General features: G+C 70.5%; 26 protein-coding genes. 11 read left to right on the top strand and 15 right to left on the bottom strand.

What is annotated here, in order from left to right; translation table 11 throughout:
- Positions 1 to 8: 8 nt before the first annotated feature.
- Complete coding sequence (locus tag AC37TH_RS08420) at positions 9 to 530, bottom strand: hypothetical protein (RefSeq protein WP_490763919.1); 522 nt, start codon at positions 528 to 530, stop codon at positions 9 to 11.
- A gap of 142 nt (positions 531 to 672) precedes the next feature.
- Here AC37TH_RS08420 and AC37TH_RS08415 point away from each other — a divergent pair, with 142 nt between their 5' ends.
- Entirely contained in the window at positions 673 to 1539 is an 867-nt protein-coding gene (locus AC37TH_RS08415) for a spermidine synthase (RefSeq protein ID WP_490763918.1), read from the top strand.
- 6 nt (positions 1540 to 1545) lie between these two features.
- On the opposite strand, the gene AC37TH_RS08410 is transcribed toward AC37TH_RS08415, so the two are convergent.
- Genes AC37TH_RS08410 through AC37TH_RS08395 form a run of 4 tightly spaced genes read right to left on the bottom strand, consistent with a single transcriptional unit; the run spans position 1546 to position 4299 of the window.
- Entirely contained in the window at positions 1546 to 2448 is a 903-nt protein-coding gene (locus AC37TH_RS08410; protein WP_490763917.1) for a 5-oxoprolinase subunit C family protein, read from the bottom strand.
- Positions 2445 to 3062 (bottom strand): 5-oxoprolinase subunit PxpB, encoded by a 618-nt coding sequence (gene pxpB, locus AC37TH_RS08405; RefSeq protein WP_490763916.1) that lies wholly within the window; start codon positions 3060 to 3062, stop codon positions 2445 to 2447. The genes AC37TH_RS08410 and pxpB overlap by 4 nt, the downstream gene beginning before the upstream one ends.
- Positions 3059 to 3808: a LamB/YcsF family protein gene (locus AC37TH_RS08400; protein ID WP_490765089.1), complete on the bottom strand. Its 750-nt coding sequence runs from the start codon at positions 3806 to 3808 to the stop codon at positions 3059 to 3061. Before AC37TH_RS08400 ends, pxpB begins: the two co-directional genes overlap by 4 nt.
- Before the next feature lie 44 nt (positions 3809 to 3852).
- On the bottom strand, positions 3853 to 4299 hold the full coding sequence (locus AC37TH_RS08395) for a MarR family winged helix-turn-helix transcriptional regulator (RefSeq protein ID WP_490763915.1): 447 nt from the start codon (positions 4297 to 4299) through the stop codon (positions 3853 to 3855).
- A 93-nt stretch (positions 4300 to 4392) separates the two neighbouring features.
- Here AC37TH_RS08395 and AC37TH_RS08390 point away from each other — a divergent pair, with 93 nt between their 5' ends.
- Complete coding sequence (locus AC37TH_RS08390; protein ID WP_490763914.1) at positions 4393 to 5469, top strand: hypothetical protein; 1077 nt, start codon at positions 4393 to 4395, stop codon at positions 5467 to 5469.
- Positions 5470 to 5502: 33 nt separating this feature from the next.
- Here AC37TH_RS08390 and AC37TH_RS08385 read toward each other — a convergent pair whose 3' ends face one another.
- A complete protein-coding gene (locus AC37TH_RS08385) occupies positions 5503 to 6132 on the bottom strand; it encodes a CGNR zinc finger domain-containing protein (protein ID WP_490763913.1) in 630 nt (209 codons plus the stop codon).
- Between the two features lie 123 nt (positions 6133 to 6255).
- Here AC37TH_RS08385 and AC37TH_RS08380 point away from each other — a divergent pair, with 123 nt between their 5' ends.
- Together AC37TH_RS08380 and AC37TH_RS08375 are read left to right on the top strand one after the other, a co-directional pair.
- Complete coding sequence (locus AC37TH_RS08380) at positions 6256 to 6441, top strand: hypothetical protein (RefSeq protein ID WP_490763912.1); 186 nt, start codon at positions 6256 to 6258, stop codon at positions 6439 to 6441.
- Positions 6438 to 6866, top strand: a complete 429-nt coding sequence (locus tag AC37TH_RS08375; RefSeq protein ID WP_490763911.1) for a GNAT family N-acetyltransferase — start codon at positions 6438 to 6440, stop codon at positions 6864 to 6866. Before AC37TH_RS08380 ends, AC37TH_RS08375 begins: the two co-directional genes overlap by 4 nt.
- Positions 6867 to 6900: 34 nt before the next feature.
- Here AC37TH_RS08375 and AC37TH_RS08370 read toward each other — a convergent pair whose 3' ends face one another.
- The 3 genes from AC37TH_RS08370 to AC37TH_RS08360 form a co-directional block, all read right to left on the bottom strand.
- On the bottom strand, positions 6901 to 7419 hold the full coding sequence (locus AC37TH_RS08370) for a SprT-like domain-containing protein (protein WP_490763910.1): 519 nt from the start codon (positions 7417 to 7419) through the stop codon (positions 6901 to 6903).
- Positions 7420 to 7548: 129 nt separating this feature from the next.
- Complete coding sequence (locus AC37TH_RS08365) at positions 7549 to 8127, bottom strand: hypothetical protein (RefSeq protein ID WP_490763909.1); 579 nt, start codon at positions 8125 to 8127, stop codon at positions 7549 to 7551.
- Positions 8128 to 8209: 82 nt separating this feature from the next.
- On the bottom strand, positions 8210 to 9157 hold the full coding sequence (locus tag AC37TH_RS08360) for a PQQ-dependent sugar dehydrogenase (RefSeq protein WP_490763908.1): 948 nt from the start codon (positions 9155 to 9157) through the stop codon (positions 8210 to 8212).
- Positions 9158 to 9222: 65 nt separating this feature from the next.
- Between AC37TH_RS08360 and AC37TH_RS08355 the strand changes: the two genes are divergently transcribed.
- Positions 9223 to 9447 carry a hypothetical protein gene (locus AC37TH_RS08355; protein ID WP_490763907.1) on the top strand — a complete coding sequence of 75 codons (225 nt, stop codon included), beginning with the start codon at positions 9223 to 9225 and terminating at the stop codon, positions 9445 to 9447.
- A 33-nt stretch (positions 9448 to 9480) separates the two neighbouring features.
- Here AC37TH_RS08355 and AC37TH_RS08350 read toward each other — a convergent pair whose 3' ends face one another.
- The 3 genes from AC37TH_RS08350 to AC37TH_RS08340 all read right to left on the bottom strand — a co-directional run bounded on the left by AC37TH_RS08350 (position 9481) and on the right by AC37TH_RS08340 (position 17137).
- A complete protein-coding gene (locus AC37TH_RS08350) occupies positions 9481 to 15915 on the bottom strand; it encodes a DUF5979 domain-containing protein (RefSeq protein WP_490763906.1) in 6435 nt (2144 codons plus the stop codon).
- A 237-nt stretch (positions 15916 to 16152) separates the two neighbouring features.
- Positions 16153 to 16455 carry a DUF427 domain-containing protein gene (locus AC37TH_RS08345; RefSeq protein ID WP_490763905.1) on the bottom strand — a complete coding sequence of 101 codons (303 nt, stop codon included), beginning with the start codon at positions 16453 to 16455 and terminating at the stop codon, positions 16153 to 16155.
- Between the two features lie 43 nt (positions 16456 to 16498).
- Positions 16499 to 17137 (bottom strand): 2-phosphosulfolactate phosphatase, encoded by a 639-nt coding sequence (locus AC37TH_RS08340; protein ID WP_490763904.1) that lies wholly within the window; start codon positions 17135 to 17137, stop codon positions 16499 to 16501.
- A 187-nt stretch (positions 17138 to 17324) separates the two neighbouring features.
- On the opposite strand from AC37TH_RS08340, the gene AC37TH_RS08335 reads away from it, so the two are divergent.
- Complete coding sequence (locus AC37TH_RS08335; protein ID WP_490763903.1) at positions 17325 to 17924, top strand: hypothetical protein; 600 nt, start codon at positions 17325 to 17327, stop codon at positions 17922 to 17924.
- A gap of 38 nt (positions 17925 to 17962) precedes the next feature.
- Here AC37TH_RS08335 and AC37TH_RS08330 read toward each other — a convergent pair whose 3' ends face one another.
- Both AC37TH_RS08330 and AC37TH_RS08325 read right to left on the bottom strand, forming a co-directional pair.
- On the bottom strand, positions 17963 to 18526 hold the full coding sequence (locus AC37TH_RS08330) for a hypothetical protein (protein WP_490763902.1): 564 nt from the start codon (positions 18524 to 18526) through the stop codon (positions 17963 to 17965).
- 105 nt (positions 18527 to 18631) lie between these two features.
- Positions 18632 to 19132, bottom strand: a complete 501-nt coding sequence (locus tag AC37TH_RS08325) for an EVE domain-containing protein (RefSeq protein ID WP_490763901.1) — start codon at positions 19130 to 19132, stop codon at positions 18632 to 18634.
- A 233-nt stretch (positions 19133 to 19365) separates the two neighbouring features.
- Here AC37TH_RS08325 and AC37TH_RS08320 point away from each other — a divergent pair, with 233 nt between their 5' ends.
- The 4 genes from AC37TH_RS08320 to AC37TH_RS08305 all read left to right on the top strand — a co-directional run bounded on the left by AC37TH_RS08320 (position 19366) and on the right by AC37TH_RS08305 (position 22460).
- Positions 19366 to 19782, top strand: a complete 417-nt coding sequence (locus AC37TH_RS08320) for a YciI family protein (protein WP_490763900.1) — start codon at positions 19366 to 19368, stop codon at positions 19780 to 19782.
- Positions 19783 to 19785: 3 nt separating this feature from the next.
- Entirely contained in the window at positions 19786 to 21105 is a 1320-nt protein-coding gene (locus AC37TH_RS08315; RefSeq protein WP_490763899.1) for an RNA polymerase sigma factor, read from the top strand.
- Positions 21106 to 21183: 78 nt separating this feature from the next.
- Positions 21184 to 21792, top strand: a complete 609-nt coding sequence (locus tag AC37TH_RS08310; protein WP_490763898.1) for a hypothetical protein — start codon at positions 21184 to 21186, stop codon at positions 21790 to 21792.
- Positions 21789 to 22460, top strand: coding sequence for a DUF1684 domain-containing protein (locus AC37TH_RS08305; protein ID WP_490763897.1), 672 nt, complete (start codon positions 21789 to 21791; stop codon positions 22458 to 22460). Before AC37TH_RS08310 ends, AC37TH_RS08305 begins: the two co-directional genes overlap by 4 nt.
- 21 nt (positions 22461 to 22481) lie before the next feature.
- Here AC37TH_RS08305 and AC37TH_RS08300 read toward each other — a convergent pair whose 3' ends face one another.
- The gene (locus AC37TH_RS08300; RefSeq protein ID WP_490763896.1) at positions 22482 to 24704 is read right to left on the bottom strand and encodes a HelD family protein; all 2223 of its coding nucleotides are present in this window, start codon (positions 24702 to 24704) and stop codon (positions 22482 to 22484) included.
- 276 nt (positions 24705 to 24980) lie between these two features.
- Here AC37TH_RS08300 and AC37TH_RS08295 point away from each other — a divergent pair, with 276 nt between their 5' ends.
- Entirely contained in the window at positions 24981 to 26708 is a 1728-nt protein-coding gene (locus tag AC37TH_RS08295) for a DEAD/DEAH box helicase (protein WP_490763895.1), read from the top strand.
- The last annotated feature ends 38 nt before the right edge of the window (positions 26709 to 26746 follow it).

The raw sequence follows: 26746 nt of genomic DNA, 5'->3' as shown, positions 1-26746 counted from the left end.
TGTCTGGCTCACACCGTCACCGCAGCGTGGCGGCCGAGCCTGCTGGCGAAGACCGCCGTGCGGGCCGCACGGTTGGCCGCGAGCATCAGCAGGATGACCCCGGTGGAGGCGGCGAGGTGCGATCCGGCCATTCCGGCGAGCACGTCGATGCCGACGCGCACCACGATCACCAGCACCCAGAGCGCGAGGCCCCACGCGCCCGTGCGCGACTCGTAGGTCGCGAGCTCGGTGCGGTCGCGGCCGCGGACCTCGATGGGCTCCGACAGGGCGCGGAAGTGGCCGATGGCGCCCATCCAGGCTCCGATACCGAGCGAGATCACCAGCTCGACGACGAGCACGCCGATGTCGAGGGCGGTCAGCGCGGCCGGTTTCGTGGTCTGCACGATCAGGACGAGCCCGACGATGCCGAGGATCGCGGGCATCCGCCACATCCGGCCGATGGACACGGGCCGCCAGGCCATCTGCCTGATGCCGATCCAGCCGATCGCGATGATGATGAGGAGAGCGTTCCCGAGCGTCTGGAGCGTCATGGCGGGCCTTTCGTGTCCGTGCGGCGCCGGGCGGTTCCGGCACTGTTCCAGCGTGCAGCGGGCGGCGCGCATCCGGCACAGCCCAGGGGTGGAGATGCGGGTGGAGATCCCGCGTCCACCCGGCCGGACTAGGGTGGAGGCCGTGCCAGTGAACCCGTCCGTCGTCCTCAAGGAGAGCGGCTATCTGGCCACCATCGAGCCGGACCGGTTCGTGCCTGGCTCGTACCAGCTGGTCGTCGACGGGACGCCGCAGTCGCACGTCAACCTCGACGACCCGTCCCAGCTGTTCTTCGAGTACGTGCAGCGGATGGGGAACGTCATCGACCTGATCGGCGACCCTGGTCAGCCGATCACGGCCGTGCACCTCGGCGCCGGCGCGCTGACGCTGCCGCGCTACGTCGCGTACACCCGGCCCGGTTCTCGCCAGCAGGTGGTGGAGCTGGAGAGCGACCTCGTGGATCTGGTGCGCGAGAACCTGCCGCTCCCCCGCTACGCGCAGGTGCGCATCCGGCACGGAGACGCCCGCGAGGTGGTCGGGAAGCTGCCGGCCGGGCTGCGCGGATCCGTCGACCTGCTCGTCATCGACATTTTCAGCGGTGCGCGGACGCCCGCGCACGTCACGAGCGTGGAGTTCTACCGCTCGGCAGTTTCGCTGCTGGCTCCGGACGGGATCGTGCTCGTCAACGTCGCGGACGGGCCGCCGCTGGCGTTCGCGCGCAGCCAGGTCGCGACGCTCGGCTCCGTGGTGCAGAACGTGGCGGCGCTGGCGGAGACGCAGGTGCTCAAGGGGCGGAGGTTCGGCAACGTCGTCCTGGTCGGGTCGAACGCGTCGCTGCCGCTCGACTGGCTGCCGCGGCTGCTCGCGAGCGGCCCCCACCCGGCGAAGGCCGTGGCCGGTGCAGAACTGAAGACGTTCGCAGGCAAAGCGCCGATCGTCACGGACGCGACCAGCGTCCCGTCCCCGCCGCCAGCGCGCAGCATCTTCCAGACCGGGAACCGGCGAGACTGAGCACGCTCAGGCGTGCCGGAAGGTGACAGCCTGACCCGGCCGCAGCTGGGCGAACGCGTCCAGTGACACCTCCGCCACCACGGCGATCACCGGGTATCCCCCGGTGACAGGATGGTCGGCCAGCAGCACGGTCGGCCTGCCGTCCGGGGACACCTGCACGGAACCGGCGACCATCGGCTCGCTCGGCAGCTCCGCCTCGTTCGCGCGTTCGAGCAGCGGCGCGGAACGCGGATCGACGCCCACGGCGTGCGCCGGCCTGCGCGGCGGCTCGAGCCTCGCCCCGACCCGGTTGCTGGACGCGCTGACCGTCCACTCCACCGTGTAGAACGCGTCGAGTGCCGCCGCCGTGAACCAGTCGGCGCGCGGCCCCGGATGCGCGCGCACTTCCACGACACCGGGTTCGGGCTCGGCGACCGGCACGAAGTCGAGCAGCGGCACCTCCAGCTCCGGATGCGCGCCGAACGCCAGCACGTCGCCGGCCAGCAGCGGTGCGGGGCCGAGTCCGGAGAGCAGGTCGGACGAGCGCGACCCGAGCACCCGCTCGGCGGTGAACCCGCCGCGCACGGTGAGATAGCTGCGCGCTCCGACCGAGGGCGGGGCGATGCGGAGGATCGCGCCTGCGTCCGCGTGCTGCGCACGGTGCGGGTCGACGGGCCGGTCGTCGAGGGTGATCGGGCCCGCTGCTCCGGTCACGGCGAACCAGGCGGGGGTGTCGAACCGCGCGGCGAACCCGCCGAAGAGGAGTTCGAGCCCCGCGCATCCACTGTCGTTGCCGAGCAGGCGGTTGCCGAGGGCGAGCGCCGCCCGGTCGAGCGCACCGGACGGGCTGACGCCGAGGTGCGCGAAACCGGGTCGTCCACGATCCTGGACGACCGCGAGCGGTCCAGGATCGTGGATGACGACGCTCACGACTCCTCCACGAACCGCACCACGTTGCCGGGCGCGAGGAGCGCAGGGGTGTCGGCCGCCGCATCCCAGATCGTCGCGCTCGTGCGCCCGATCAGCTGCCAGCCGCCCGGGCTCGACCGCGGGTAGACGCCGCTGAAGGCGCCCGCGAGGCCGACCGCTCCGGCGGGGACGGCGGTGCGCGGGGTCGCGCGCCGCGGCACGGCGAGGCGGTCGTGGTCGGTGACCAGGTAGCCGAAGCCCGGCGCGAACCCGCAGAACGCGACCCGCCAGGGGGATGCGGTGTGCAGCTTCACGACCTCGGCCGGCCGCATCCCGAGCAGCGTCGCCACCTCGGCCAGGTCGTCGCCGTCGTAGCGGACAGGCACCGTGACCGTGCGCTGCGCATCGGCGCTCGGCGGCTCGGGTTCGGCGTGCGCCAACCAGGCCGTGGCCACGCTGAGCGGGAGGACGGAAGTGTCGACGGAGACGCCGATGGTGCGTGCGGCCGGGACGAGGTCGACCACTCCCGCCGGGCGGGTGTGTTCCAGGGCGCGGTAGAGGGCGAGCACCGCGTCCAGGTCGTCGACCTCGGCGAGGAGCGCCCTGTCTCCGTTCGGGAGGATGCGGGCGGTCACCGCCACGCCTCCACGCGCACCCCCGCGTCGGCGAGCGCGGAGCGGACCGCAGCGGCCATGGCGACGGCGCCGGGGGTGTCTCCGTGCACGCAGAGCGAGTCGACCGTGACCGGGAGGTCGGTGCCGTCCACGGCGAGGACGCGGCCGTCGAGCGCCATCCGCACGGCGCGCTGGGCGATGACAGCGTCGCCGGACAGCACGGCGCCGGGGCTGGTGCGCGGTACGAGCGAGCCGTCCGGCAAGTAGCCGCGGTCGACGAAGGCCTCGTTCACGAAGCGGAGGCCGGCATCCTGAGCGGCGTCGGCGATGGCGGAACCGGCGAGACCGAGCAGGGGCAGCCCTCGGTCGAACGCCGCGACCGCGCTGGCGACCGCCTCCGCCTGCTCGCGGTCGGTGACGATGCGGTTGTACAGGGCGCCGTGCGGCTTCACGTACGAGACGGCCGTGCCAGCGACGCGCGCCATGCCGCTCAGCGCGGCGAGCTGGTAGAGCACCTCGTCGTGCAGCGTGTCGGGCGGAACATCCATTCTGCGGCGGCCGAAGCCGGCCAGATCGCGGTACGAGACGTGCGCACCGACCGCGACGCCGTTCTCGGCGGCGAGCCGGCAGGTGGCGAGCATCGTGGAGGCGTCGCCCGCGTGGAAGCCGCACGCGACGTTCGCGCTCGACACCAGCCGCAGCATCGCGGCGTCGTCGCCCATGGTCCACGCGCCGAACGACTCGCCGAGGTCGCTGTTGAGGTCGATCGAACGTTCCACCCCTCCATTGTGTCGGCTCTCCGCCGTGCGCGTCACGCGTCCTGTTCGTCGTTGAAGCGGGACAGCATGGCGGCGAAGGCCCCCAGCTCGTCCGCCGACCAGGTGGACAGGCGCGCGGTGAGCGCTGCCTGCAGAGCGGTCGCGGCATCGTGCAGGGCCGCGACACCTGCTTCGGTGAGGCCGAGGGCCTGGCCGCGGGCCGCATCCAGTTCGGTGGCGCTGACGAGCCCGAATTCGGCGAGCGTGCCGAGCTGGCGGGAGACAGTGGACCGGTTCAGCTGGAAGTGCGCCGCGATGTCGACGGCGCGGCAGCCGGGGTTGGCCCCGATGTACGACAGGAGCGACTGGTCGACGAAGGAGAGGGCCTCGTTCTGGCGGCGGACCCTGGCAGTGCCGCGACGGGCGACGGTGGTCAGCTCGGAGCCGATGCGTGCGATGACGTCATCGCGCGCGGCGGGCTGGTCCTGGTGTGCGCTCATCGTTTCAGCCTATCGGTTGCACTATGCAACAATAGGTGTTGCATAGCGCAACTATGTATCTTCCGCTCCCACCTGAAACGAGACAGCCCCCGCATGTCCACCCACCGCATCTCCCCCATGCCCGTCCCCACGCCCCGCCGCTCCGCCTGGCCGCCGGCCGCCTTCTGGAAGGCGCTCGGGTCGCACCTGCTCATCCCGCTGTTCCTCGCCGGCGGCATGGCGCTGGCCTACCTCGGCGCGTTCCACCAGCCGGAACCGCACGACCTCCCCGTCGCCATCGTCGGCACGGGGCCATCGTCCGAGGTGTTCGCCCAGACCCTCAACGACAAGGCTGCCGCACAACTCGACGTGACGACAGTCGCCGATGCGGCGACGGCGCGCGCGAAGGTCGAGCGTCAGGAGCTCGCTGCGGCCTACCAGACGGACGCGACGCACGCCACGATCATCGTGTCGACGGCCGCCTCGGCGACCACGGCGGAGGCGGCGACGAAGCTGTTCCTGCCCATCGCGTACCAGCAGCACCTGCCCGTCACCATCGACGACGTCCGCCCGGCCGCCGTGAAAGACGGCACCGGGCAGGGGCTCTTCTTCCTCCTCGTCGCGCTCAGCGTCGGCTCGTACGCCAGCGCGATCGCCGTCGCCGCGGTGACCGCCAAACTCGGGATGGGGTGGCGGATCGGGATCGCCGCCGGCGTAGCCCTCGTGGTCGCCGGGATCGGCGTGGTTGTGGCCGGGCCGGTGTACGGCGTCCTCTCCGGCAATGAGTGGAGCATCTGGCTGCTCGGCGCGCTGTACGTGTTCGGCATCGTCACGATCGGCATCGGACTGCATCCGGTGCTCGGCAAGTGGACGACGCCGGTGCTCACCATGCTGTTCGTGATGCTCAACTTCACCAGCTCGGGCGGGATCTTCGCCGCCTCGCTGTCTCCGGCGCTCTTCGCAGGCCTCAACACCTTCTGGAACGGCGCAGCCTGGCTGGACGCGGCGAAGGCCCTGACCTACTTCCCCGGCCAGCCGTTCGGCTTCGACGGGCTGCGCCTCGCCCTGTGGGCCGTGGCGGGTATCGCGCTGATCGCCGTGACCCACCTCTGGAGCGCGCGCCGCCGTCGCCTCGCCGACGAGCAGCGCCTCGTCACACCCGCCGAGGAGGAGTCCGTCATCGCCGCCTGACCCGTCCCGCCCCGCGTCGCCCGGACTCGATGATCAGGGGGCCGGGGTGGATGCGGGGGTGGCGGCGGCGCGGGCGCGGTGGGCGCGGACCTTGGAGCGGTTGCCGCAGCGCTGCATGGAGCACCAGCGGCGGTTTCCGGAGCGGGAGGTGTCGAGGTAGACGAGATCGCAGTCGTCGGCGGAGCACTCGCGGATGCGGCCGTCGGCCTCCGCGGAGAACAGGCGGACCGCATCCCGTGCGATGGTGGCGAGCGCCTGGTGCGGGCGGGCGTTGGTGCGACCGGCCTGGCGCCCTCCCCCGGCGAGCACCGGAGGGATGTCCGGGGTGGCTGCGAAGAGGTTGACGACGTCGACGTCGTCCGGGCGGAGCGCCTCACCCTGGCTCTGCAGTCTGGCCAGGCGTCCGATCGCGGAGCCGAGGCCGGACGCATCCCGGTACTCGCGGTCGCCGACGGTCGGCGCGACCTCCGGAAAGCGGTCGGTCAGCCAGTCGTTCAGTTCTTTGGCATTATGGACTGTCTGCCATTCGCCGCCATCGCGGTCGAGACCGCCGGTGTAGGAGAAGTCGAGCGCGAGCGACCCTGAGTCGAACCACCAGTGCTGACCGTCGGCCGAATCCATCCACTGCCCGGTGCCCTTGCTCACTATCGCGTCGATCGCCATGTAACCAATATAGTCGGTTACCGCGCACCCGGATTCCAGGCATCGAGTGGTCCCGAATCGCCGCGTGCGCATGTGGGCGCACGGCAATTCGGGACCACCCGATCCGGATGCGATACTGAGCGGATGTCCGCGACGCGACCCGACCCGACCCACATCATCGACGGCAGCGTCGTGCGGCTGCGCGCGCTCACCCGCGAAGATCTGCCCGACCTCTTCGACGCGATCGGACACCCCGAGGTCTTCGCCGGCGGCTGGGAGGCGGACCAGCGGCGTACCGCGACACCTACGACGAATGGCACGCGTTCATGATGACCTACCTGCAGTGGGGCACGGGCAACGTGACCGTCGTCTGCCTGCGCGAAGAAGGCGACCGCGTGGTCGGCACCACGACGCTCGGCGACTTCGACCTGGTGAACGGGTCGGCGCATATCGGCTGGACGGCATACGCGCCGGAGGTCTGGGGCACACGCGTCAACGCCGAGACCAAGCGTCTGCTGCTCGGGACGGCGTTCGACAACGGCTTCGAGCGCATCAAGCTGCAGGCAGACGTCCTCAACACGCGCTCGCGCGCCGCCATTCAGCGTCTGGGGGCGAAGCCGGAAGGCATCCTGCGGCACGTCCAGCTGCGCGCGGACGGCACCTGGCGGGACACCGCGGTCTACTCCATCCTGCGCGACGAGTGGCCGGAGGTGCGCGCCGGTCTGGATGCGCGGCTCGGGTCCGTCGCCGGCTGACGTCGCCGGCTGACGTCGCCGGGCGTCGTGCCGCTCAGGCTCGGCCGGTCATCCCCTGCTCGCTCGCGGCCGAGGCCGCCATGCGCCGCTGAGCCTGCGAGACCTCGCGGTGCTGCCACGAGATGAGATTGGCCGCGTCGAACCGGCGCGAGCACGCGCCGCAGGCGAGCGCCCTGGCCGGTTTGCGGTAGCGGTAGTGCGTGTGCCCGCGCGGGCAGGTGCCCACCCAGGGAGCGAGGTCGTCGGCGATCGCCCCGCCGTGGAGCCGTTTGCCTTCGTAGCCGAGCTCGATCGCGGTGGACCGCCAGCGCGGGCCGTGACCGGCGCGCGACCCGGCGAGCGCGTGAGCGACCTCGTGAAGCAGGATCTGGTGGATCTCGTCGTCGTCGTAGCGGGCGGCGAGGTAACGGGACACCGTGATGCGCTTGGCCGTGTAGTTGCAGAGCCCTGCCCTGGTCTTCGCGTTGTCGAAATCGAACGACCACACCGAGGGATCGAGATGCAGGGCGATCAGCGCGTTCGCCCAGCGTCTGACGCGTTCGAGATCAGCCATCAGCGCCCACCGGGGGGTGGATGCGCTCGACGACCGGACGACTCATGCCAGAATCCTACGCGCGTTCCGCCGTCGGTCGAGGGCGATCAGACCGCACGGGGCCGTCGACCACCGCATTGGATGCGCCGCTCAGGACGCGTCGTCGGCCGGCGGCTCCGGCGCACGGTTGGCCGCATCAGGGCCGCGTCGCTCCGACGCCGCTGCCGCCGCCTCGTCTTTCGCGCCGCGGTTGGCGTCGGCGAACGACTTGACGACGGCGACCGCGATCAGCGAGCTCTCGATGTCGCTCGGCGACGCCCCCAGCTTCTCCCGGAGGAAGACGGCGGCGGTCAGGTCGGCGAGCGCATTGTCGTAGTCGGCGGCGTCGAAGTATGCCTTGCCGCGATTCTGGGTGGCGAAGGCTTCGAGTGCCGTCCACTCGCGCGAGTGGGCCTCGTCGACGCATCCGGTGAGCTCGGTGATCGCCTCGTCGAGCTTGCCCTGGAACTGCAGAACCTGCGCCCGGCGGACGCGCGCGCCGACGAGCTGTTCTCTGTCTCCCGTGAACCTGGCCTGGCGCACGGCCTCGTTGCCGACCTGCATCGCCTCGTCGAGCCGGTCGAGCAGCCGGAGCAGCACGGTCTTCTCGTTGAGGGCGCTCAGGCTGCGCAGGCCGCCGAGTTCGTCGAGCCGCAAGCCCGCCGCTCGCAGGTCGACGCGCTCGCGCAAGGTGGTCGGGTCGTAGCCGAGGATGATGCTCAGGGTTCTGCTCCAGGTCGTGTGACCCTCCCAGACTAGCCCGACTGATGGTTCAGCCGGGCAGCTTGGCCGATTGCGCAGGGGTGAGCGCGACCTGCACCAGCTTGTCGTCGCCGGAGCGCGGGGTTCCCCGGCCGTCGGTGTTGTTGGTGAGCAGCCACAGCGTGTCGCCCTGGACCACCGCATCCCGGATCCGGCCGAAGTCGCCGTCGAAGAACGGCGCGACGGTCACCGGGGCGTGGCCGGCCGTCGACCAGATCGTCCAGAGCCGCTCGCCGCCGAGCCCGGCCAGAAACAGTGTGTCTCCGACGATCGCGAGCCCGCTCGGGCTCGCCTGATCGGTCGGCCACTGGTGGACGGGATCCGTGTACTTCGGGTCATGGCCGATGCCCTCCACGGCCGGCCAGCCGTAGTTCGACCCCGGCGTGATGATGTTGAGCTCGTCCCAGGTGTTCTGGCCGAACTCGCTGGCCCACATCGTGCCGTGCGCGTCCCAGGCGATGCCCTGCGGGTTGCGGTGCCCGTACGACCAGACCGGTGAGCCGGGGAAGGGGTTGTCTCCGGGGACGCCGCCCTCCGGCGTCACGCGCAGGATCTTGCCGCCGAGGGAGGCGAGGTTCTGTGCGTTGGCGGTGTCCGAGGCGTCGCCGGCGGTGATGTAGAGCATCCCGTCCGGGCCGAAGGCGAGGCGGCCGCCGTCGTGGTTCGACGCCTTCGGGATGCCGGTGACGACGTTCTCCGGGTCGCCGATCGCGTAACTGCCCGGCACGCCGGTCAGCGGCATCCTGACGACGCGGTTGTCGACCGAGGTCGTCTCGTAGGCGTAGAGGTAGGCAGGGGCCGACGCCTTCTCCACGGCGAGACCGAGCAGGCCGCCCTCCCCGGACTGCACGACGCCCGGCACGGTGCCGACGGTGCGCATCCCGCCCTGCGGAAGACGTTCGAGGATCGTTCCGCTGTCGCGCTCGCTGATCAGAGCCGAACCGCTCGGCAGCGGCACGACCGACCAGGGGGCGTCGAGACCGGTCTTCGAGAACCGTGGTCTGACCGGACGGCTGCCACGGGATGGCCGCGACGGCCGGGGCGCTCGCGCTCGGCGTCGGCCGTTGGGTGGGCGTCCTGGTCTCGGTCGGCGACGGCTCGGGAGAGGGGCCGGTGCAGGCGGCGAGCGCCGTGCCGACGGCGAGCGCTGCGATGGCGGCCAACGCGGAGGCACTCCGCCTGACGCCGACGACTCGGCTCATCGCGCCGCCTCCCCCTTCGGCCGCTCGGACCGTTGGGTCAGATTAACCCAACGGTCCGAGCAGTCGTCCAGACTGCGCGCTATGCCTGCCCGCGCCGACGGCGTGCGATGAGGGCAGCGCCGATCAGCATCAGGACGGCAGCCCATCCGGCGACGAGGAGGTAGTCGCCGGCCGAGCCGGTCGCCGCGAGGCCGCCTGCCGCCTGGCTCGAGCCGGGGCCGGAGCTGGGGCCGGGACCCGGTGCGGGAGCGGGGTCGAGTGTCGGCTTCGGTGTCGGCGTCGTGCCAGGGCCGGTCGGCTCGCCGGGGCCAGCAGGATCCACCGGCTTGTTCACGACGACCTGCACACAGGCGGCCGTCGGCTGGCCCGTGCACGTGCCTCCGGTCGTCGGCGGCTTCCACGGTCCGACCGGGGGCGTGCTGACGTTCGCGATGTTGTCGTACGCCCCCGCCTTCGCGAAGGTGAGCGTGACGTGCAGGTCGATGGATGCGCCCTTCTTCAGCAACGCGATCGGCCAGGTCACGACGCCCCCGCTCTCCGTGCCGGACGCATCGGCCGAGACGAAGGTCGACCCTGTCGGCAGCGTGTCCGTCACGGTGAAGGCGGTCGCATCGAGCGCCCCCTGGTTGGTGACGGTGATCGTGTACTGGACCGCCTCCTTCTCCGAGACGCTCAGCGCCTTGGCCGTCTTGGCAATGGACAGCGCGCCGAACTCGTACGTGTTCGTGATCGTCGTCGTCTGGTCGGCCGGGACGGCGCCCGCCTGCTCGGACGACAGGATCCGGACGGTGCCCGCCGAGATCGAGCGGTCGGCCTCGCCGTAGCTGCCTGCTGCGCCGTGCTCGGCGATCGTGCAGTCCGCTCCGAGCGGGATGCCGTCGATGCGGGCGGTCAGTCCGCTCGCGCTGGCGAGCGTGAGCAGCGCGGACGGGCCCAGATCGACCGGGGTTCCGGCGACCGAGCACGTCACGTCGGCCTGGAACTCGGTGGGAGCCGCGGAGGCTGCAGAGCCCGTGACGACCTTGTCGACCTGCAGCGGGCCGGTCGCGATCGTGACGCCGGCCTTGACCGGAGCGCGACGGACCGTTCCCCCGCCGGTCAGCACGGCGGTCGCGCCGAACTGGTTCCAGGCGTACGACGCGGCCGACGCGATCGAGACCGGAGCCCCATCCGGTGCGGTCGTCGTCGCCGGACGGTCGACCGTGCGGTACGTGACGCCCACGGTCGCGCCGGGAGCGAGGGTGCCAGCAGTGGTGGTGGTGAAGTCGAGCGTCACCCGGACGCCCGTCACCGCGGTCCAGTCGCCGGTGTACGCGGTCGACGGGGTCCACTCGGCCGCGACCGGGTTCGCCGAACAGGTCGGGTCGCTCGGCCACGCGGTCGCTCCGGCGCCGACGCAGACGTCCGGCGACGTGGTGACCTCCCAGGTGGCGGTCGTCCCGGCCGGCGCGTCCATGGTGAGGCCGTACGTCTGGTCGAACACCGGACGGAAGGTGGAGCCGCGGCTGGAACCGGTCGCGAGCATCCGGTCGCCGGGGGTCGGCAGCGGGTCGACGAAGACGAGGGCGTCGTACGTCACCGTTCCGCTGTTGGTCGCGCGCAGGCGCCACTGGTCCGTTCCGCCGACGACGGTGTTCGCCGCGCACGGCGAGCTGTAGTACCCGGCGGCGTCCGGGACGCAGGTGGCGGCCGGGTTGGTCACGTTGACCGCTCCGGAGACGAGGCCGTCGACGACATCGCCCTGCACGCCCTTGGACGTGTAGAGGGAGGGACCGGAGATCGGCTGAACGTAGTTGCTCGTGCCGCAGGCGGTCGCGGGGAGTCCGGAGAGGATGCCCTGACCGTTGCCGGAGGTGTTCGTGCACGCCGTCAGAGTCTGCGCCGTGTCGACCACGAACTGGTTGACCGCCTGCTGCGAGCCGGTGAGGCCGGGCTGCAGCACGAGGTTCAGCTGCACGGTGAACTTCTCGCCTGGCGACATCCGCGCGCCGCCGGCCGGCCAGGTGAGCGTGAGCTTCCCGCTCGTGGCATCGAACGCGGTCGTCGGGGTGACGGAGAGCGTCCCGCCCGGCGTCGTCGTGTATGTCGGCGTCTCGCCGTCCCACTCCAGCGCGCTCGGGAGGGTGTCGACGAGGTCGGTCACGTCGATGAATCCCGTGCCGGTGTTCGCGAAGGTCAGCGTCCACAGGTTCGGGTCGCCGATGCTCACCGTGTGCACGCCGTTCTGCGGCGTCTTCGAGACGTCGAGGCTGCGCGTGCCAGGTAGGAGGCCGATGCTCGCCCCGGCGTCGTCCGTCCTGTCCGCGTAGACCGCCGGGTTGTCCGTCCGGTGCGTCAGAGCGGTCACCGTGTCGGCCACCGAGCTCGGGAAGACGATGGCGGAACCGTCACGGGCCGCATCCCGCAGCTGCACGCGCAGCACGGCGGTGGCGGTGAAGTCGGCCGGGACCGCAGTGCGGCTGAACAGTCCGCCGTCCGCGCGACTGAACACGAACCGGATGCCCGTGATCTGGTCGACGGCGATGGTCGGCAGCGTCGCCGTGGCGCCGGTGGTGCCGGTGATCCAGGTGGAGGTCCCACCCGTCTGCACGTCGACCCTCACCTGGTCGGCTCCGGCCGGGAGCGCGACGTCGCCGGCTGCCAGGCCGGTGAGCGCGAAGTCGTTCCAGAACGCCGGATCCACGTCGGTGAGCGTCACCTGGTGGGTCGCCGCCGTCGCCTGCCCCTGGTTCGCGCTCAGGGTCACGGCAACGGGCGCGTGGCGGTCTTTCTCGAGGATGGACGGGGTGGAGAAGCTCTTCGCGGCCTTCACATCGAGAGTCGCGGTCGTGAGCGTCAGGCTCGCGTTGTCGCTGTCGCTCGGCTGGGAGCCCTGACCCGTGGGGTAGAGCACGGGGTCGTAGCCCTGCGCGAACGCGTAGTTGTCGACCCGGAAGGCCTTCACCTCCGCCGTCGCATCACTGCGCTGCGTCACGCGGACCTGCGTGCTCAGCTTCATCACGAGGTTCTGGCCGCTCACGATCGAGCCGCCGTTCGCCGCAGGGTTCGTGCCCTGGTAGACGACGCTGACGCCGACGACGTCGAGCAGATCGGCGGGCAGCAGGAGCGCGGCCTGGGCCATCGACACGGTCGTCGTGCTGAGCGCGCCGGTGGCGTCGCGGTGCCAGAGCGTGACCCGCGAGACCGCCTGGTCGACCTGCGTCGCCGGAACGGTGAATGCGATCCTGGTCAGGTTCAGCCGCTCGAACGGGCTGGCGGTGGTGTACGTCTTGCCCGCGAACGGGTCGGCCGTCCAGGCGTTCGCCGCCGACAGACAGTCGCCGATGGATGCGGTGTCGCACGGAGACGGGTCCGTCACCCTGATGTACGAGGCGCGGGCGGCGGCCGCGTTCTTCGCCGTGATAGTGAAGTCGTTGGTCGGATAGCCGGACGGGTCGACGTCGCCCGCCTTCGGCACCACCAGGGTGGAACGCTCGCTCGTCTTGGTCACGTCCACCAGCGGCGGCTGGTCGATCAGCGCGATGTTGTCCGAGGCGGTCACCGGGCCGACGGCCGTGCCGTTCTGCACGCCTGAGACGCCGCTGCGGTTCCAGATGGTGCCGGGGGTGGAGTCGTTGAACACGGTGTCGGCGGTCGCCCACGGGTTCGTGGCGTCGGCGGGCACGCGCTGCAGGTTGCGCAGCTGCCAGACCAGGCCGAAGCTCCGCGACTGGTTGACGGCGACGGTCGCGATGCCGGAGTCGACGGGCGGGGCCGTCGGGTCGGTCGTCGCCGCGCGAGCGGTGTCATTCGGCTCGACGACGAAGCGGACGCCGGTGGTGTCGCGCAGCTCGGCCGGGGTCAGGGTGTATCCCTTGAAGCCGGTCGCGTTCATCCATGTGCCGCCGGGTGCTGCGACGGTGTTCCACACGCCGTCGTGGAACAGCTGGACCTGGCTGACCGTGTCCCACTGGAGGAGCGGCTGTGCCGCGAAGGTGATGGGCGCGACGCGCACGAGGTCGAACGCCTGGAAGACCGTCTGCGACGGATCGGTGGCGTTCGTCGCCGGATCGGTGACGACCACCGAGCTGTACCCGGTGTCCGTCACACCCCAGGAGAGGACGGTGCCCGCCTGCTGGCCGGACTGCGACGGCAGTTCGGTGAGGTCGCCGGTGAGGTCCGGCTTCGTCCACTTCTTGGCCGCACTGAGCGAGCCGGTGCCGCTGTGGCTCTGAATGGAGGCGTTGGCGTGAGCGGTCAGCTCGTCGCTCACGACCGGCGGCGCTCCGGTGATGGTGCCGGACGCGTGCGACTTCGCCTCGTTCTGGTAGGTGCTCGCGCCCGCGTCGGCGACGGAGGTCTGTCCGCTGCCGTCGCGCAGGGCGGAACGCGCCTGCGCCGTGACGTTGGGGCTCACCGTGGTGCCCTGGGCGAAGCCGCCCGGGTCGGCGAACGTGAAGCGCAGACCGGTGATGCTGCCGACAATGGCCGCCGGCAGGTTCGCGCGGTAGTTCTGCGCTGCAGCAGTCGCATCGACGGTGTCGAAGACGGTGTACGTCACTCCGCCGTCCGTCGAGTACTCGACCGTCATCGTCGAACCGAGCGGAACCTGGGTGGGAGCGATCGCGATCGGGTTGAACGCGTTGAAGAAGTCGTTGGCCTTCCCGGAGCGCCAGACGTCCTCGACCACGATGGTGTGCGGCCGGACGTATGCGGAGTCGGTGGAGGTCGTCGCCGGGATCTTCGCCACGACTGTCGAGCCGGGAGATACGGCGCCGGACGGCGAGATCGACTTGGACAGCTTCAGGGAGATCTCCGGGTAGAAGATCTTCAGCGGCGCCGTCGCCGGCTTGCTCGCGGTGCCGGCGGGGTTGGTGCCGGTCACCGTCACGGTGTTGCTGACATCGGCCGGGCTGTCGGTCTCCGCGACGTAATCGGCGGCGGGGGCGATCAGGAACTGCGCGCCCGCGATGGCGCCGATCGCCACGGAACCGGTGTATGTGAGGTCGAGTCCGGTGAGGTGCGCACCGGGCGGTGCGGCGGGAGCGACGGGGGTCGCACCATCGGCGAACGGCACAACGGCACTGCTTCCGTCGGAGAAGTACCAGACGACGGAGGCGCCGGTCGCGCCGGTCGGATAGGCGAGAGGGGCGGCGAAACCGCCGAAGCCGAGCGACGCGGTGAAAAAACCGCGGTCGCTCAGGGTGAGCGAGGTGAGGGGCCCGTTGGAGTCGTTCTTGCCGGTGATCGCAGCCGTGGCCGTCGTTCCGGCCGGGATGCGGCTGGGGGCGATCGTCTTGCCGGCGCTGACCACCACGTTGAGGCCGCCGATGGTGAACGGGGCCTGCGCCGTCTTCGAGACCGGCGGCTGACCGGGGACGGTGACCGTGCCGGTGACCTTGTTGGTCACGGTCGCGCCGCTGACGAGCGACGCGGAGGTGATCCGGTTAGTCGCGCGCTGCGCGACCGAGAGGGCGATGCTGCCCGCTGCACCGTTCGCGGCGATGGTCGTGCCGGTGCTGCTGCTGTATGTGAAGCGGAGTCCGGCGACATCGGCCGGGAGGACACCGGCGGGGAGCTGGATGTCGGCTGCTGCGGTCGGAGGACCTGTCTGCCACTTCCACGCGTTCGACCCGCTGTCGTACACGTACGCGTCGACCTGGACCAGGTCGGCGCCAGCAGGCAGTGCGACGGCCCCGAAGCCGGCGAAGTCGACGATCGCGAACGGGTTGGCCGCATCGAGAGTGGTCGCGCCGTCGGTCGCGACGGCCGGGTCCTGCACGGAGAGGGAGTCGGCGGGGACGTTGGACGTGTTCTGGCTGGAGAGCGTGATGGTCGATGCCGCCCCCGGAGCGAACTGCTGGTTCGCCGGAGCCCAGGTCTTGCCGACCTTCTCGTCCACCGAGATCGGGATGTTCACGGTCACGTCGGCCGAGCTGTGCGCATCCGGAGCCGTCGTTGACGTGCCGTATGCCGTGTTCGTGACGGCCACGCCGTTGTACGCCCAGTCGGGTGCGAGGTTCTGCGGGGCCTTTAGCGTGACGGTGACGCGGTAGGTCCCACCCGCGGGGATCCCGACGCCGCCGGCGACCGTGTCGGTGAAGAGCACGGTGAGCTCGCAGGACGCGGTGACGGTGGTCGTACATCCGGTCAGGTTCTTGGTGAACGGCTTCGAGCTCGGGGAGACGCTGGTCTCCAGGATGCTGAACCCGGCGAACTGCGCGGGGAGCGCATCCACCAGCTTCGCGTCGACGCAGTCGTTGTCGTCGCAGCCGACCATCACCGTGTACGTGAACTCGGCGCCGTTCGCCACGGTGACCGCCCCCTTCCCGTCGACGGTCTTGTCGACGGAGAGGGAGGCAGTCGCCGCGAACGCGGGCCCCGCGAGCACACTGCCCCCCACCAGGGCGACGACGAGAGCTGCGGCGACGACACCGAGACGCTTCAGTCGCCCGAGGGCGAGAGCACTGCTGTCTCGATGCTTTGCTGTGTTGCTGAACGGAAAGAGGGCACGACGAAAGACGCGACGGGTCACAGAATCGGGTTCCTGAGTACGCGGAAGCCGGGTAAGCGCGCGCGGTCGAGCCGATTCGGGTCAGCTCAGGCGGCGCGACTCCCGGTTCGGGTTCCGGGAGTTTCCTCCGCCCTTCATGTATATCCGTTCAGACAGCGGAGTGGAAGGACCGTTGTACCCCACTTTCAGGTGACAGTCCCCCAAAAAAAGGACACCGCCGGGGTACAGGCCCGGCGGTGTCTCAGTGCGGCGAGTCGATCAGTCGACGACCTGCACGTCCTTCCAGAACGCGACGTAGTTGCTGAAATCCGACCCGACCCGGTCGAACGCGCTCGGGTACGGCGTCGGGTAGCTCCACGCACGATCCTGCAGCAGCGCGTCGCCGTCCTTCACCGAGAAGTACTGGCACTCGCCCTTCCACGGACAGGTGTACGGCGTGTCACTCGCAACCAGCAGGTCGGCATTGACGCTCGCCGGCGGGAAATACCAGTTGCCTTCGATGCGCACGAGCTCGGACTCCGGGGCCTCGGCGATCACCGTGTCGTTCAGAACAGCTTTCATGGTTTCAAACCTCCTGCTGAGCGGAACACGAAGGCTCCGTGGATCATTCCGTGTCTTCTGCGCCTCGCAGAACGATCACGGTCGACTCACTGTCCACTCGCCCGGACGGGGCGATCTCGGCCGGAGTGCGACCGGCGGCGACGTGCTCCTGACCGGACGCGGACGCCGTCAGCAGGTGGGCGACCGCACCGCGCAGCCCGGTGAACGCTGCACACGCGGCGGCCGCCTCCGGCGAGCTGTAGTCGATGCCGACCCCGGCGAGCGCATCCACGATCGCGCCGGCGGCGAGCTGATCCTCCACCGCGAACCGCACAGCACCGGACGCGGTGGTCCCGCCCGCCGCGACGATGGACACCATGGCGCGGCGGCCGAGGCGCACCTGCTCCGCGAGGACCCAGGCGGCGACAGCGGAGGCGGTGGTCAGGCCGCCGAGAACGACGGCTGGGGTCTGCGGGAGGAGGTGGAGTGCATCCTGCGGGGTGGCGGGGGTGGCGGGCGCGGCTGTGGCGTTCTCGTTGTCGACGGGCGGCAGGACGTCGACCCAGACGACGATGTCCGCGTCGGAGGCGACGGTGACTGCGCCCTCGGCTGCCCAGTCGAAGCGGACCTGGTATTTGGTCTGCGCGTGGGCGGGGACAGGAGTGGTGGCTGCGGGGACGGGAGTGGTGGCTGGCTGGGTCACCGGGCCATCGTAGCCCGGCGCGGGAGCGGCTTGGCGTGTGGGTCGTCCGGTGACGGGCGGCGCACCGACCATTGAAAATGTCAGCGTTTTAGATTCTTGATTTATCTGCGAACATTGTGGTGGATCGGATTGCGCGCACCATGTGTCGACCACCCGTACCTCACTTCACTGTCGAAAGGACCCCCTGATGAAACGCGGAAACCGGAGCATGCGCTCGGCCCTGACAATCGCCGTAACAGCCGCTCTCATCCTGACAGGCGGAGCAGCGGCCCAGGCCGCGACAGTCGAAACCGAATCGACCACCCTGATGAACGCGACGGCACTTGTGCCAGCCGGATTCGATCGCGTGGTCGCCGAGGCAAACGGCTACGCGATCGTCGCCGACGGCCATGGCGGGCAACACTCGATTCCCGTGAGCGCCGACGCCGTCGAATTCGAACGCCGGCTGAAGCAGGACTCCAGTGCCCAGTCCCGGACGACATGGGTTCAAGGGCCATGTGGAAATTCCTGGATCAACGCGGTCTCGCGGGGCAACTCGAAAACCATCTCAACGGGCTTCGTCGTCCCGAGACCCGTGATCGCCAAAACGTGGACCGTCCAGGTCTGGGGCTGGAGTGGGCTTCCTGCCTTCACCTGGGCGGGCGGAAGCGGGCCATCATGGAGCAGCAGCTGGTCCTTCTCGCTGTCGGGCGGGGACTTCGCGAACGTCCTCCCCGGATCCAATGTCGTCATGAACAACGGTGCCGTCTGCGTGTCCGGCTCGCCCGGCGAGAATTTCCACTCCTGACCGACGCCGGCGCGAGTTCACGGCGGGTCAGCGCAAGGTCACCGCAAGCCGAGACCGGCCAGGGCGTCGATGTAACTCGTGCGGTCGCGTCGGGTTCTGGCCGACACCAACATGGTCGACGGAGAGAGGGCGCGGAAGTAGTGCGCTTGCAGGGGAATCTCGATGACGACGCGCAGGCCTGCCAGCCAGGCGCGCCTGACGTCGTCGACTACAGCACGTTCCGCGTCCGGATACGTCGGTCGAGTCGCCTCCCAGTCGCGAACACCCTCGGCGGGATCGAGGCCGAGCGCATCGACGAGTACCGCGCTTCGCGGAGGAGTCCACAACTCTGCATGATCCGCTATCGACGCCGAGTCGGTCTCGTGTAGAACGCGGGCATGGTCGAGGGACTCCTTCCACAGCCTCTCCCAGATCCCGAGGAGGACGGCGTCCGTTGACGGGACCGGTTCGCCGGGAAGATCGGCCTGCGGCAGGGCGGGCTCAGTGTTCGCGAGCCCATGATGGCGGAGCCAGAGGAGTTCCAGCAGGTTCGACCCAGTCGAGACGCGAATGATCATGTCCCGGGGCCAGCCGGGGGTCTCATAGCGATCTTCAAAGAACATTCCGCTCCCAACGACACGCCGCTATACGGTCGCGGCATCATCCAGGTTACATATTAGATGCGGGATTGGGGCGGCGCGCCATCGCCTCGGCCGTGGCTGGCTGGGTCACCGGGCCATCGTAGCCCGGCGCGGGAGCGGCTTGGCGTGTGGGTCGTCCGGTGACGGACGGCGCATCTGGCGGCGGATCAGCTCGAAGTCGTGGCGGGTGATCTCGATGAGCCCCCTGCGCAGCTGGTAGCCCCAGTCCGGCTTGTCCCTGGTGAAGTCGAGCACGGGAAGCAGTGGCCTGATCGGCGTCGCCTCCGCCTCGTGCTCCCAGTCGACGCGGCGGCGCCACGGCTTGAAGTCGGCGGCCGGGCCGCGCATCGACGGGCCCTGCGTTGTCTGGTAGATGTCGTCGTCAGCGATGCGGCCGATCGCGGTGAACTGTTTGAGCGGGTCGCCGTCCGGGTAGGTCGTCTTGGGCGAGTAGTACACGAAGCCGTCCGCCGCATTCATGCGTTCGAGCGGGGCTTTCGCGCCGTGGTTGACCTGCGCGATGCCCGCAGCGACCCCGCGCAGCACATGGTCCTGCTGCACCACTCCCAGCCAGTACCGGATCGCCATGCACCAGTTCTAGCGCACACCTCCGTCACAACCGCGCCACACTGTGACTTATCCACAGATTGGCGGCGGTTATCGACGGGCGGGCACCCCTCCCGCGAGACTGGCACAGATGAAAAGCTCCGCCGATGTCGATTCCGGGCCCGGTCGTTCGACGTGGAGGTGAAGGGCGGAATCGCCCACTGCCCCTGGCAGCAGAAACGGCGTCGAAGCGCCGGTCACAGAAAGAGACAGCAATGAAGTTCATGCTCATCCTCACCGCAGACGAGAACACCGAAGCGGGCGGAACGCCCAGCGAAGACGACCTCAACGCGATGGGCGCATACAACGACGAATTGATCAAGGCCGGCGTGATCCTCGCCGGAGAGGGCCTGCACCCCAGCTCGGAGGGCGCGCGCGTCGAGTTCGCGGGCGACGAGCGCACGGTCGTCGACGGCCCGTTCACCGAGACCAAGGAGCTGATCGCAGGATTCTGGATCATCCAGACCGCCAGCAGGGAGGAAGCGCTCGAGTGGGCGCGCCGCATCCCGCTCACCTCCGGCAGCGTGCAGGTGCGCAAGGTGGTCGACATCGCCGAGTTCGACCAGGACAACGTATACGTGCAGAAGGAGAAGGCCTGGCGCGAGGCCGGCGGAGAGCCGCGGACGGCGTAACGGATGGCGGCGGTCGAGGGCGGGGCTCGTGATGCGGCCGGTGGGCGCGCGGCGGCTGTTGTGAGCGCGGAGGCCGGAGGCAGCGAGGCTGCACGCACCGTCGAGGCGGTGTGGCGCATCGAGTCCGGCAAGCTGGTGGCGGTGCTCGCCCGGATGGTCGGCGATGTCGGCTTGGCCGAGGAACTGGCTCAGGATGCCCTCGTCGCCGCTCTCGAGCAGTGGCCGGAGTCCGGAGTCCCCCGCAACGCGGGAGCCTGGCTCACGGCCGTCGCCAAGCGCAAGGCGATCGACGGCTGGCGGCGCCAGGAGAGGTTGGGTGACCGGTACACCCAGCTCGCCCACGACCTGGAGACAGAACGCGGAGTCGACGACCCTGCCCTGATCGCCGAGGAGACCATCGACGACGACCTGCTGCGGCTCGTCTTCATCTCCTGCCACCCCGTGCTCACCAAGCCGTCGAGGGTGGCGCTCACCCTCAAACTCCTCGGCGGGCTGTCGACCGAGGAGATCGCGCGGGCGTTCCTCGTCCCTCCCCCGACGATCGCGCAACGGATCGTCCGCGCCAAACGCACTCTCAGCGCGGCGAGGGTCCCCTTCGAGGTGCCTGACCGGTCGGAGTTCCCCGCCAGACTCGGATCGGTCCTCGAAGTGATCTACCTGATCTTCAACGAGGGATACGCAGCGACCGCCGGCGACGACTGGATGCGCCCGAGCCTCTGCCAGGAGGCGCTGCGACTCGGCCGTGTGCTCGCCGAGCTCACGCCACGCGAACCCGAGGTGCACGGGCTGGTGGCGCTGATGGAGTTCCAGGCGTCCAGGCTCGGGGCGCGCACGACCCCCGAAGGTGAGCCCGTGCTGCTGCAGGACCAGGACAGGTCGAGGTGGGACCGCATCCTGATCGGCCGGGGTGTTGCCGCTCTGCAGCGCTCGGAGCGTTTGGATCGGGGGCGCGGGCCGTACGCGCTGCAGGCGGCCATCGCAGCGTGCCACGCGACGGCGCCGACGGCCGCGGCGACCGACTGGGAGGAGATCGTCGCCCTCTACGGCGCACTCGCCGAACTTCAGCCGAACGCGATCGTCGAACTGAACAGGGCGGTGGCGCTGTCGATGGCGTATGGCCCGGAAGCCGGGCTCGACGTTGTGGACCGGCTGGTCATCGACGGGGCACTCAGCACCTACCACCTGCTGCCGACGGTGCGGGCAGACCTGCTCGTCCGGCTGGGACGACTCGCGGAGGCGAAGCAGGAGTTCCAGCGGGCGGCGGCGCTCACGGGCAACGAGAGGGAGCGCGCCCTGCTGCTCGCGCGGGCGGCGGAGTGCTGAATCGGGGGCGCCGACGGCAGTGGGGCGCGGGCGGGAAAGGTGTGACGAGGACAGCGGGGTGAGTGCGACACTGGGTGGATGAGGGTCCTCCTGAAGTTCCTCCTCGACTGCGATCCGGATGCCGCCTGGCGAGCGCTGCAGAGCCCGACGGCGTTCAGGGAGGTCGCGCTGCCCTGGGTCGACTTCCGGTCGGACGAACCGGCCGGGTTCCCCACCGTGTGGGGTAGCGGCGAGCACCGGGTGGGCGTGCGGGCCTTCGGGGCGTTCACGGTCGGCACGCAGGCGATCAGGCTCAGCTCCAGCGAGGTGCGCGAGCCGCGGCACAGTCAGGAGCCCGGTCTGGGGCGCGGGCAGGAGCGCGCGCAGGGGCGCGTCCGCATCCTGAGAGACACCGGCGGAGGGACGGGCGGCCTGCTGGCCGCGATGCCGCACCTCGACCACCGGATGGCGATCGCGCCGGACCCCGCTGGGCCGGACGCGGACGGGAAGCTGCGGACCCTGTACCGGGATCAGCTGATCGTGAAGGCCGGCGTCCTCACCCCGCTCGCCTGGTACACGATGTGGGCGTTCTGGCAGTGGCGCGGCCTGCGGTTGCGTCAGCTTGCGCCGACCTGGGCATACGACCCTCCGGCGCGAGATGATGAGGCGTCGGAACCACCGGTTCCCGAGCAGGAGGTACAGCCATGACGATCGACACACCGCAGGCAGCGCTGGCCGTGTCCGCCGTGCAGACCGCGGACTGGCGACGGCGCGTGTTCGGGATGTACGCGTCCGTGCGGCGGATGGCGGCGACCGACCCGGCGACAGCGCACGCCCACTGGATCTCCTGCCGCAACGACCTGTTCTCCTCGCACCCGGCCACCCCACTGCTCCCGGAGGACAGAGACACGTTCACCGGCCTCCCCGTGGTCGGCTACGACCCGGACTGGCGGTTCGAGCTGCCGATCATCCCGCCGACCGAACCGCGGCGCATGGATGTCGAGACCGGCACAGACGGCGTCGTCCCGTTCCAGCTCCTCGGCGTGGTGCGAGTGCCGTTCGCCGGGTCCCTCGACGTGTGGAGGCTGTCCTCCTACGGCGGCGGGATCTTCGTCCCCGTGAAGGACGCACTGGCCGGCAAGCCGGGCGGGACGTACGGCGGCGGCCGCTACCTGATCGACACGATCAAAGGCGCCGACCTCGGCCTCGACGCCGACGGGGACGCGGACGGCGAGGCGACCATCGTGCTCGACTTCAACTTCGCGTACAACCCGTCCTGCGCATACGACCCGGCCTGGGCGTGCCCGCTCGCGCAAGCGGGCAACACCCTGCCCGTCGACGTGCCGGTCGGCGAGCGCTACCAGGGCGCGCACTGAGAACACGCGCGCTGACCGGCGCTACGCCCGCGTCACCAGCGTGAGCCGCTGCGTCGGCCGGGTCATCGCGACGTACAGCGACGCCGCACCGCGCGGCGACTCGCCGGCCAAAGCATCCGGATCGGCGAGCACCACCGCGTCGAACTCCAGGCCTTTCGCCTCGTAGCCCGTCAGCACCGCGATCGGCCGCGACAACCCGGCAGCGCCGCGAGCCGCGTCGTCGCCGAAACGACGGGTGACCGCCGCGGCCACCGCGTCCACTGTCGCCGACGCTGCGATCACGGCCACCGTGCCAGACGCGTCGACGCCGCGGTCGTGCCCGACCGCCTCCGCGACCGCCTCCGGAAGCAGCTCGGCCACCGCGGAGACCCTCCGGATGGGCCAGTCGCCCTCGCGCACGGCCCTGGTCGGCGTGATCGGGAGACCGGCCGCCTTCGCGAGCTGCTCCGCCTCCCGCGTGATCTGGGCGGGGGTGCGGTAATTGACCGTCAGCTCCTCCAGCCGCCAGGCGTCCTTGAAGATCGGGCCGAGCGCCTCGTCCCAGCTGGTCGCACCGGCGGCGGACGCCACCTGGGCGATGTCGCCGACGATCGTGAACGACTTCATCGGGCAGCGGCGCACCAGCATCCTCCACTGCATCGCGGACAGCTCCTGCGCCTCGTCCACCACCACGTGGCCGTACGTCCACTGCCGGTCCGCCTCGGCACGCTCGGCGGTCGTTCCGGTGTCCTCGCGCTCGGCGAACCCGTCGGCGAGCTGCTCGGCGTTCACCAGCCCCTGCACGCCCATGTTCCGGATGGCGGCCTTGGCGTTCTCGACGTCGCGCTTGCGCTGACGGTCGCGCTCCCTGGCGCCGGCGTCCGGACGGCCGGGGAACTCGCCGAGCAGCTCGGCGGCCTCGTCGAGCAGAGGCACATCGGAGACCGTGAACGGCTCCGTCCTCTCGCGGTACAGCGCCGCCCGCTGCGCGTCCGACCAACGTGTCGTCAGCTCGGCGAACCACGCCGGACGCGAGTACAGGTCCTGGAGGAACTTCTCCGGCGTGAGGGGCAGCCACGCCGTGTTGAGCAGCACGCGCACGTCGTACGAGGTGCGCAGGTCTTCGCGGAGCACCTTCAGGTCCGCCTCGTCGATGGTCGAACCGCCGGCACGCAACTGCGCCGCGAGCAGCTCGACCAGCTCGCCGAGCGCGTGCTTCACGAAGGTGACCCTGGCGACGTTGTGCGGCTTGCCTGTGCGCTGAGCGCGCGAGATGGCGCGCTCGATCAGCTCGGGCTGCACCGTCAGCCGCTCGTTGTCGATCACGACGGTCTGCTCGGTGTCCGGCGCCGTCTGCCGGGAACGCACGGCGCGCGCCAGCAGCCGCACCATCTGCGCCGACCCCTTCAGCTTCGCCGCCTCCGGCTCGTCGTCCACCGTCGCTACGACGCCCGGATACATGCCGCCGAGGGTCCGCAGCACCACGCCGGTCTCGCCGAGCGATGGCAGGACGGCCTCGATGTAGCGCAGGAACGCAGTCGACGGCCCGACGACGAGCACACCGGATGCGCTCAGCCGCTGGCGGTTCGCATACAGCAGGAAGGCCGCCCTGTGCAGCGCGACGGCCGTCTTGCCGGTGCCTGGGCCGCCCTGCACCACGAGGGCGCCGCGCAGCTCTGAGCGGATGATGCGGTCCTGCTCCGCCTGGATCGTCGCCACGATGTCGTTCATCCGGCCGGTGCGCTGCGCGGTGAGCGCCGCGAGCAGCGCCCCCTCCCCCTGCACCTGCTCGGTGTCTCCGCCGCGGCCCTCGAGAAGTGCTTCGTCGAACACCTCGTCGTCGACGCGCACGACCTCGCGGCCCGTCATCGTCAGGTGCCGGCGGGCCCGGACGCCCATGCGCTCGCTCGCGGTCGCCTGGTAGAAGGCGCTCGCTTGCTGGGCGCGCCAGTCGACGAGCAGCGACCGCTGCTCCTCGTCGCGCAGCCCGATACGGCCGATGTACCGGTGGGCAGACCCGTCCACGGGATGCTCCAGCAGCAGCCGACCGAAGACCAGGCGGGAGTCGACCTCGCGCAGCTGGGTCAGCTGGTCTTCATAGAGGCGGGCGAACGCATCCCGTTCGCTGCGCGCCTGGTGGTTGCTGCCCACACTTTCGCGCCGCACACGGGTGAGAAGCTCCTTGGTTTCGGCCCGGAGCGCGTCCAGTCGTCCGTACAATCCGGCGACCACGGCGCGCTCACGTTCGAGTTCCGTTTCCTGCACGCAGACCACCTCTCGATTCGGTCCGATAGTCTAGTTCCTCCAGCCGAGAAGTCGCTTGCGACAGGTTCACAGCCTGATCAGGTAGGCTTTCATTACTTGCGAGTCCGTGTCGGACTCCCTGCGTCGCAGAACGCACCACGCACAGCGCCGGGCATCAGCCCCGCCTGCGTCACTTTCTACGGCGAACGATCGTGCCGCTCGGCACCTTCGCCACTACTGCCCCGAACCTGCATCACCCAGGATGCGCGGGGTCCTGATGCCCGAAAGGCACCACCTTTGTCTCAGAACACTTTCGCCGGTCTCGGCGTGCCGGCTCCCCTCGTCGCCGTCCTCACGGCCGACGGCAAGACGGATCCGTTCCCCATCCAGGCGGACACCCTGCCCGACACCCTCGCGGGTCGCGACGTCCTCGGCCGCGGGAAGACCGGCTCCGGCAAGACCATCGCGTTCGCCCTGCCGATGGCCGCGCGCCTCGGCACCAAGCTCGCCGGCGGCAAGCGCCGCGCCGGGCGCCCCCTCGGCCTGGTGCTCGCACCGACCCGCGAACTGGCCACCCAGATCTCCGCGACGATGCAGCCGCTCGCCGACGCATACGGCCTCAAGACCACCACGATCTTCGGCGGCGTCTCGCAGCAGCGTCAGGTCGCAGCGCTCCGGGACGGCGTCGACATCGTCGTCGCCTGCCCCGGCCGCCTCGAAGACCTGATGAAGCAGGGTTTCGTCTCCCTCGACGCCGTCGAGATCACCGTGCTCGACGAGGCGGACCACATGGCCGACCTCGGCTTCCTGCCTGTTGTCACGCGCATCCTGGACAAGACGCCTGCCAACGGTCAGCGTCTGCTGTTCTCGGCGACGCTCGACAACGGCGTGGACAAGATCGTCAAGAAGTTCCTCACCAACGAGGTGCTGCACTCGGTCGACGACGCCACCAGCCACGTGGATGCGATGACCCACCACGTCTTCGAGATCGACTCCCTCGAAGCCAAGAAAGACCTGGTCGAGAAGCTGGCGTCCGGCGCGAGCCGCCGCATCCTGTTCACCAGGACCAAGCACCACGCCAAGAAGCTCGCCAAGCAGCTCACCGCCTCCGGCATCCCGGCTGTCGACCTGCACGGCAACCTGTCGCAGGTCGCCCGCGACCGCAACCTCGCGGCGTTCGGCGCCGGTGACGTGCGCGTGCTCGTCGCGACCGACGTGGCCGCCCGCGGTGTGCACGTCGACAATGTGGAGCTCGTCGTGCACGTCGACCCGCCCATGGAGCACAAGGCATACCTGCACCGCTCGGGCCGCACGGCCCGCGCCGGCAGCTCCGGCGACGTCGTGACGGTCATGCTGACCTCGCAGAAGTCGGACGTGAAGACCCTGCTGCGCAAGGCGGCCATCGCGGTCACCCCGCAGGTGGTCACGGCCGAGTCCGCTGCTGTCGTCACCCTGGTCGGTGAGACGGCCGCGTACGTGAAGCCGGCTCCGAAGGACGCGCAGCAGCAGCAGCAGCGCGGCGGCGGGCAGTCGCAGGGCGCGAACGCCCAGCGCAAGCGCGCCCAGCGCGACGGCGGAGCGGACGGCCAGCGCGGTGGACGCGGCGGCGGTCGCGGTCGCGGAGGACGCGGTGGCGACGCAGCCCGTGCAGATGGCGGTCGTGCAGACGGCGGCCGTGGCCGCGACGGCGGCAACGGCGGTCAGGGTCGTGGAGACGGCCGGGGCCGCGACGGCCAGGGCGCAGCGTCCGGTGAGGCCGGGCGTCCGCGTCGCGACCGCTCCGGTCGCCCGGCCGGTGGCCGCGGCGGCGCATCGACCACCTCGCACGGCTCGGGCTCCGGCTCGACCGGCGGCCAGCGCAGCGGCGGCAACGGCAACGGCTCCGGCTCCGGTTCCACCGGCGGCGGCCAGCGCGGCGGCTCCGGCAACGGCCAGCGCTCCGGCAACGGCGGCGGCCTCCGCGTCGGCAGCCTCGTCGGCGGCAGCACCCAGCGCGGCAACGGCCCGCGCCGCGCCCGCGGCTGACCCCTCCGCCTCTCCCGCACTTCTCACGATCGAGCCCA

The organism is Leifsonia sp. McL0627 (assembly GCF_058244615.1).
This window is presented reverse-complemented; position numbering and strand designations above follow the sequence as displayed.

Coding starts and splice junctions, on each gene's coding strand:
- AC37TH_RS08420 (WP_490763919.1), bottom strand. CDS start 530: ATGACGCTCCAGACGCTCGGGAACGCTCTCCTCATCATCATCGCGATC.
- AC37TH_RS08395 (WP_490763915.1), bottom strand. CDS start 4,299: ATGAGCGCACACCAGGACCAGCCCGCCGCGCGCGATGACGTCATCGCA.
- AC37TH_RS08390 (WP_490763914.1), top strand. CDS start 4,393: ATGTCCACCCACCGCATCTCCCCCATGCCCGTCCCCACGCCCCGCCGC.
- AC37TH_RS08385 (WP_490763913.1), bottom strand. CDS start 6,132: ATGGCGATCGACGCGATAGTGAGCAAGGGCACCGGGCAGTGGATGGAT.
- AC37TH_RS08380 (WP_490763912.1), top strand. CDS start 6,256: ATGTCCGCGACGCGACCCGACCCGACCCACATCATCGACGGCAGCGTC.
- AC37TH_RS08375 (WP_490763911.1), top strand. CDS start 6,438: ATGATGACCTACCTGCAGTGGGGCACGGGCAACGTGACCGTCGTCTGC.
- AC37TH_RS08370 (WP_490763910.1), bottom strand. CDS start 7,419: ATGGCTGATCTCGAACGCGTCAGACGCTGGGCGAACGCGCTGATCGCC.
- AC37TH_RS08355 (WP_490763907.1), top strand. CDS start 9,223: ATGGCCGCGACGGCCGGGGCGCTCGCGCTCGGCGTCGGCCGTTGGGTG.
- AC37TH_RS08345 (WP_490763905.1), bottom strand. CDS start 16,455: ATGAAAGCTGTTCTGAACGACACGGTGATCGCCGAGGCCCCGGAGTCC.
- AC37TH_RS08335 (WP_490763903.1), top strand. CDS start 17,325: ATGAAACGCGGAAACCGGAGCATGCGCTCGGCCCTGACAATCGCCGTA.
- AC37TH_RS08330 (WP_490763902.1), bottom strand. CDS start 18,526: ATGTTCTTTGAAGATCGCTATGAGACCCCCGGCTGGCCCCGGGACATG.
- AC37TH_RS08325 (WP_490763901.1), bottom strand. CDS start 19,132: ATGGCGATCCGGTACTGGCTGGGAGTGGTGCAGCAGGACCATGTGCTG.
- AC37TH_RS08320 (WP_490763900.1), top strand. CDS start 19,366: ATGAAGTTCATGCTCATCCTCACCGCAGACGAGAACACCGAAGCGGGC.
- AC37TH_RS08315 (WP_490763899.1), top strand. CDS start 19,786: ATGGCGGCGGTCGAGGGCGGGGCTCGTGATGCGGCCGGTGGGCGCGCG.
- AC37TH_RS08310 (WP_490763898.1), top strand. CDS start 21,184: ATGAGGGTCCTCCTGAAGTTCCTCCTCGACTGCGATCCGGATGCCGCC.
- AC37TH_RS08305 (WP_490763897.1), top strand. CDS start 21,789: ATGACGATCGACACACCGCAGGCAGCGCTGGCCGTGTCCGCCGTGCAG.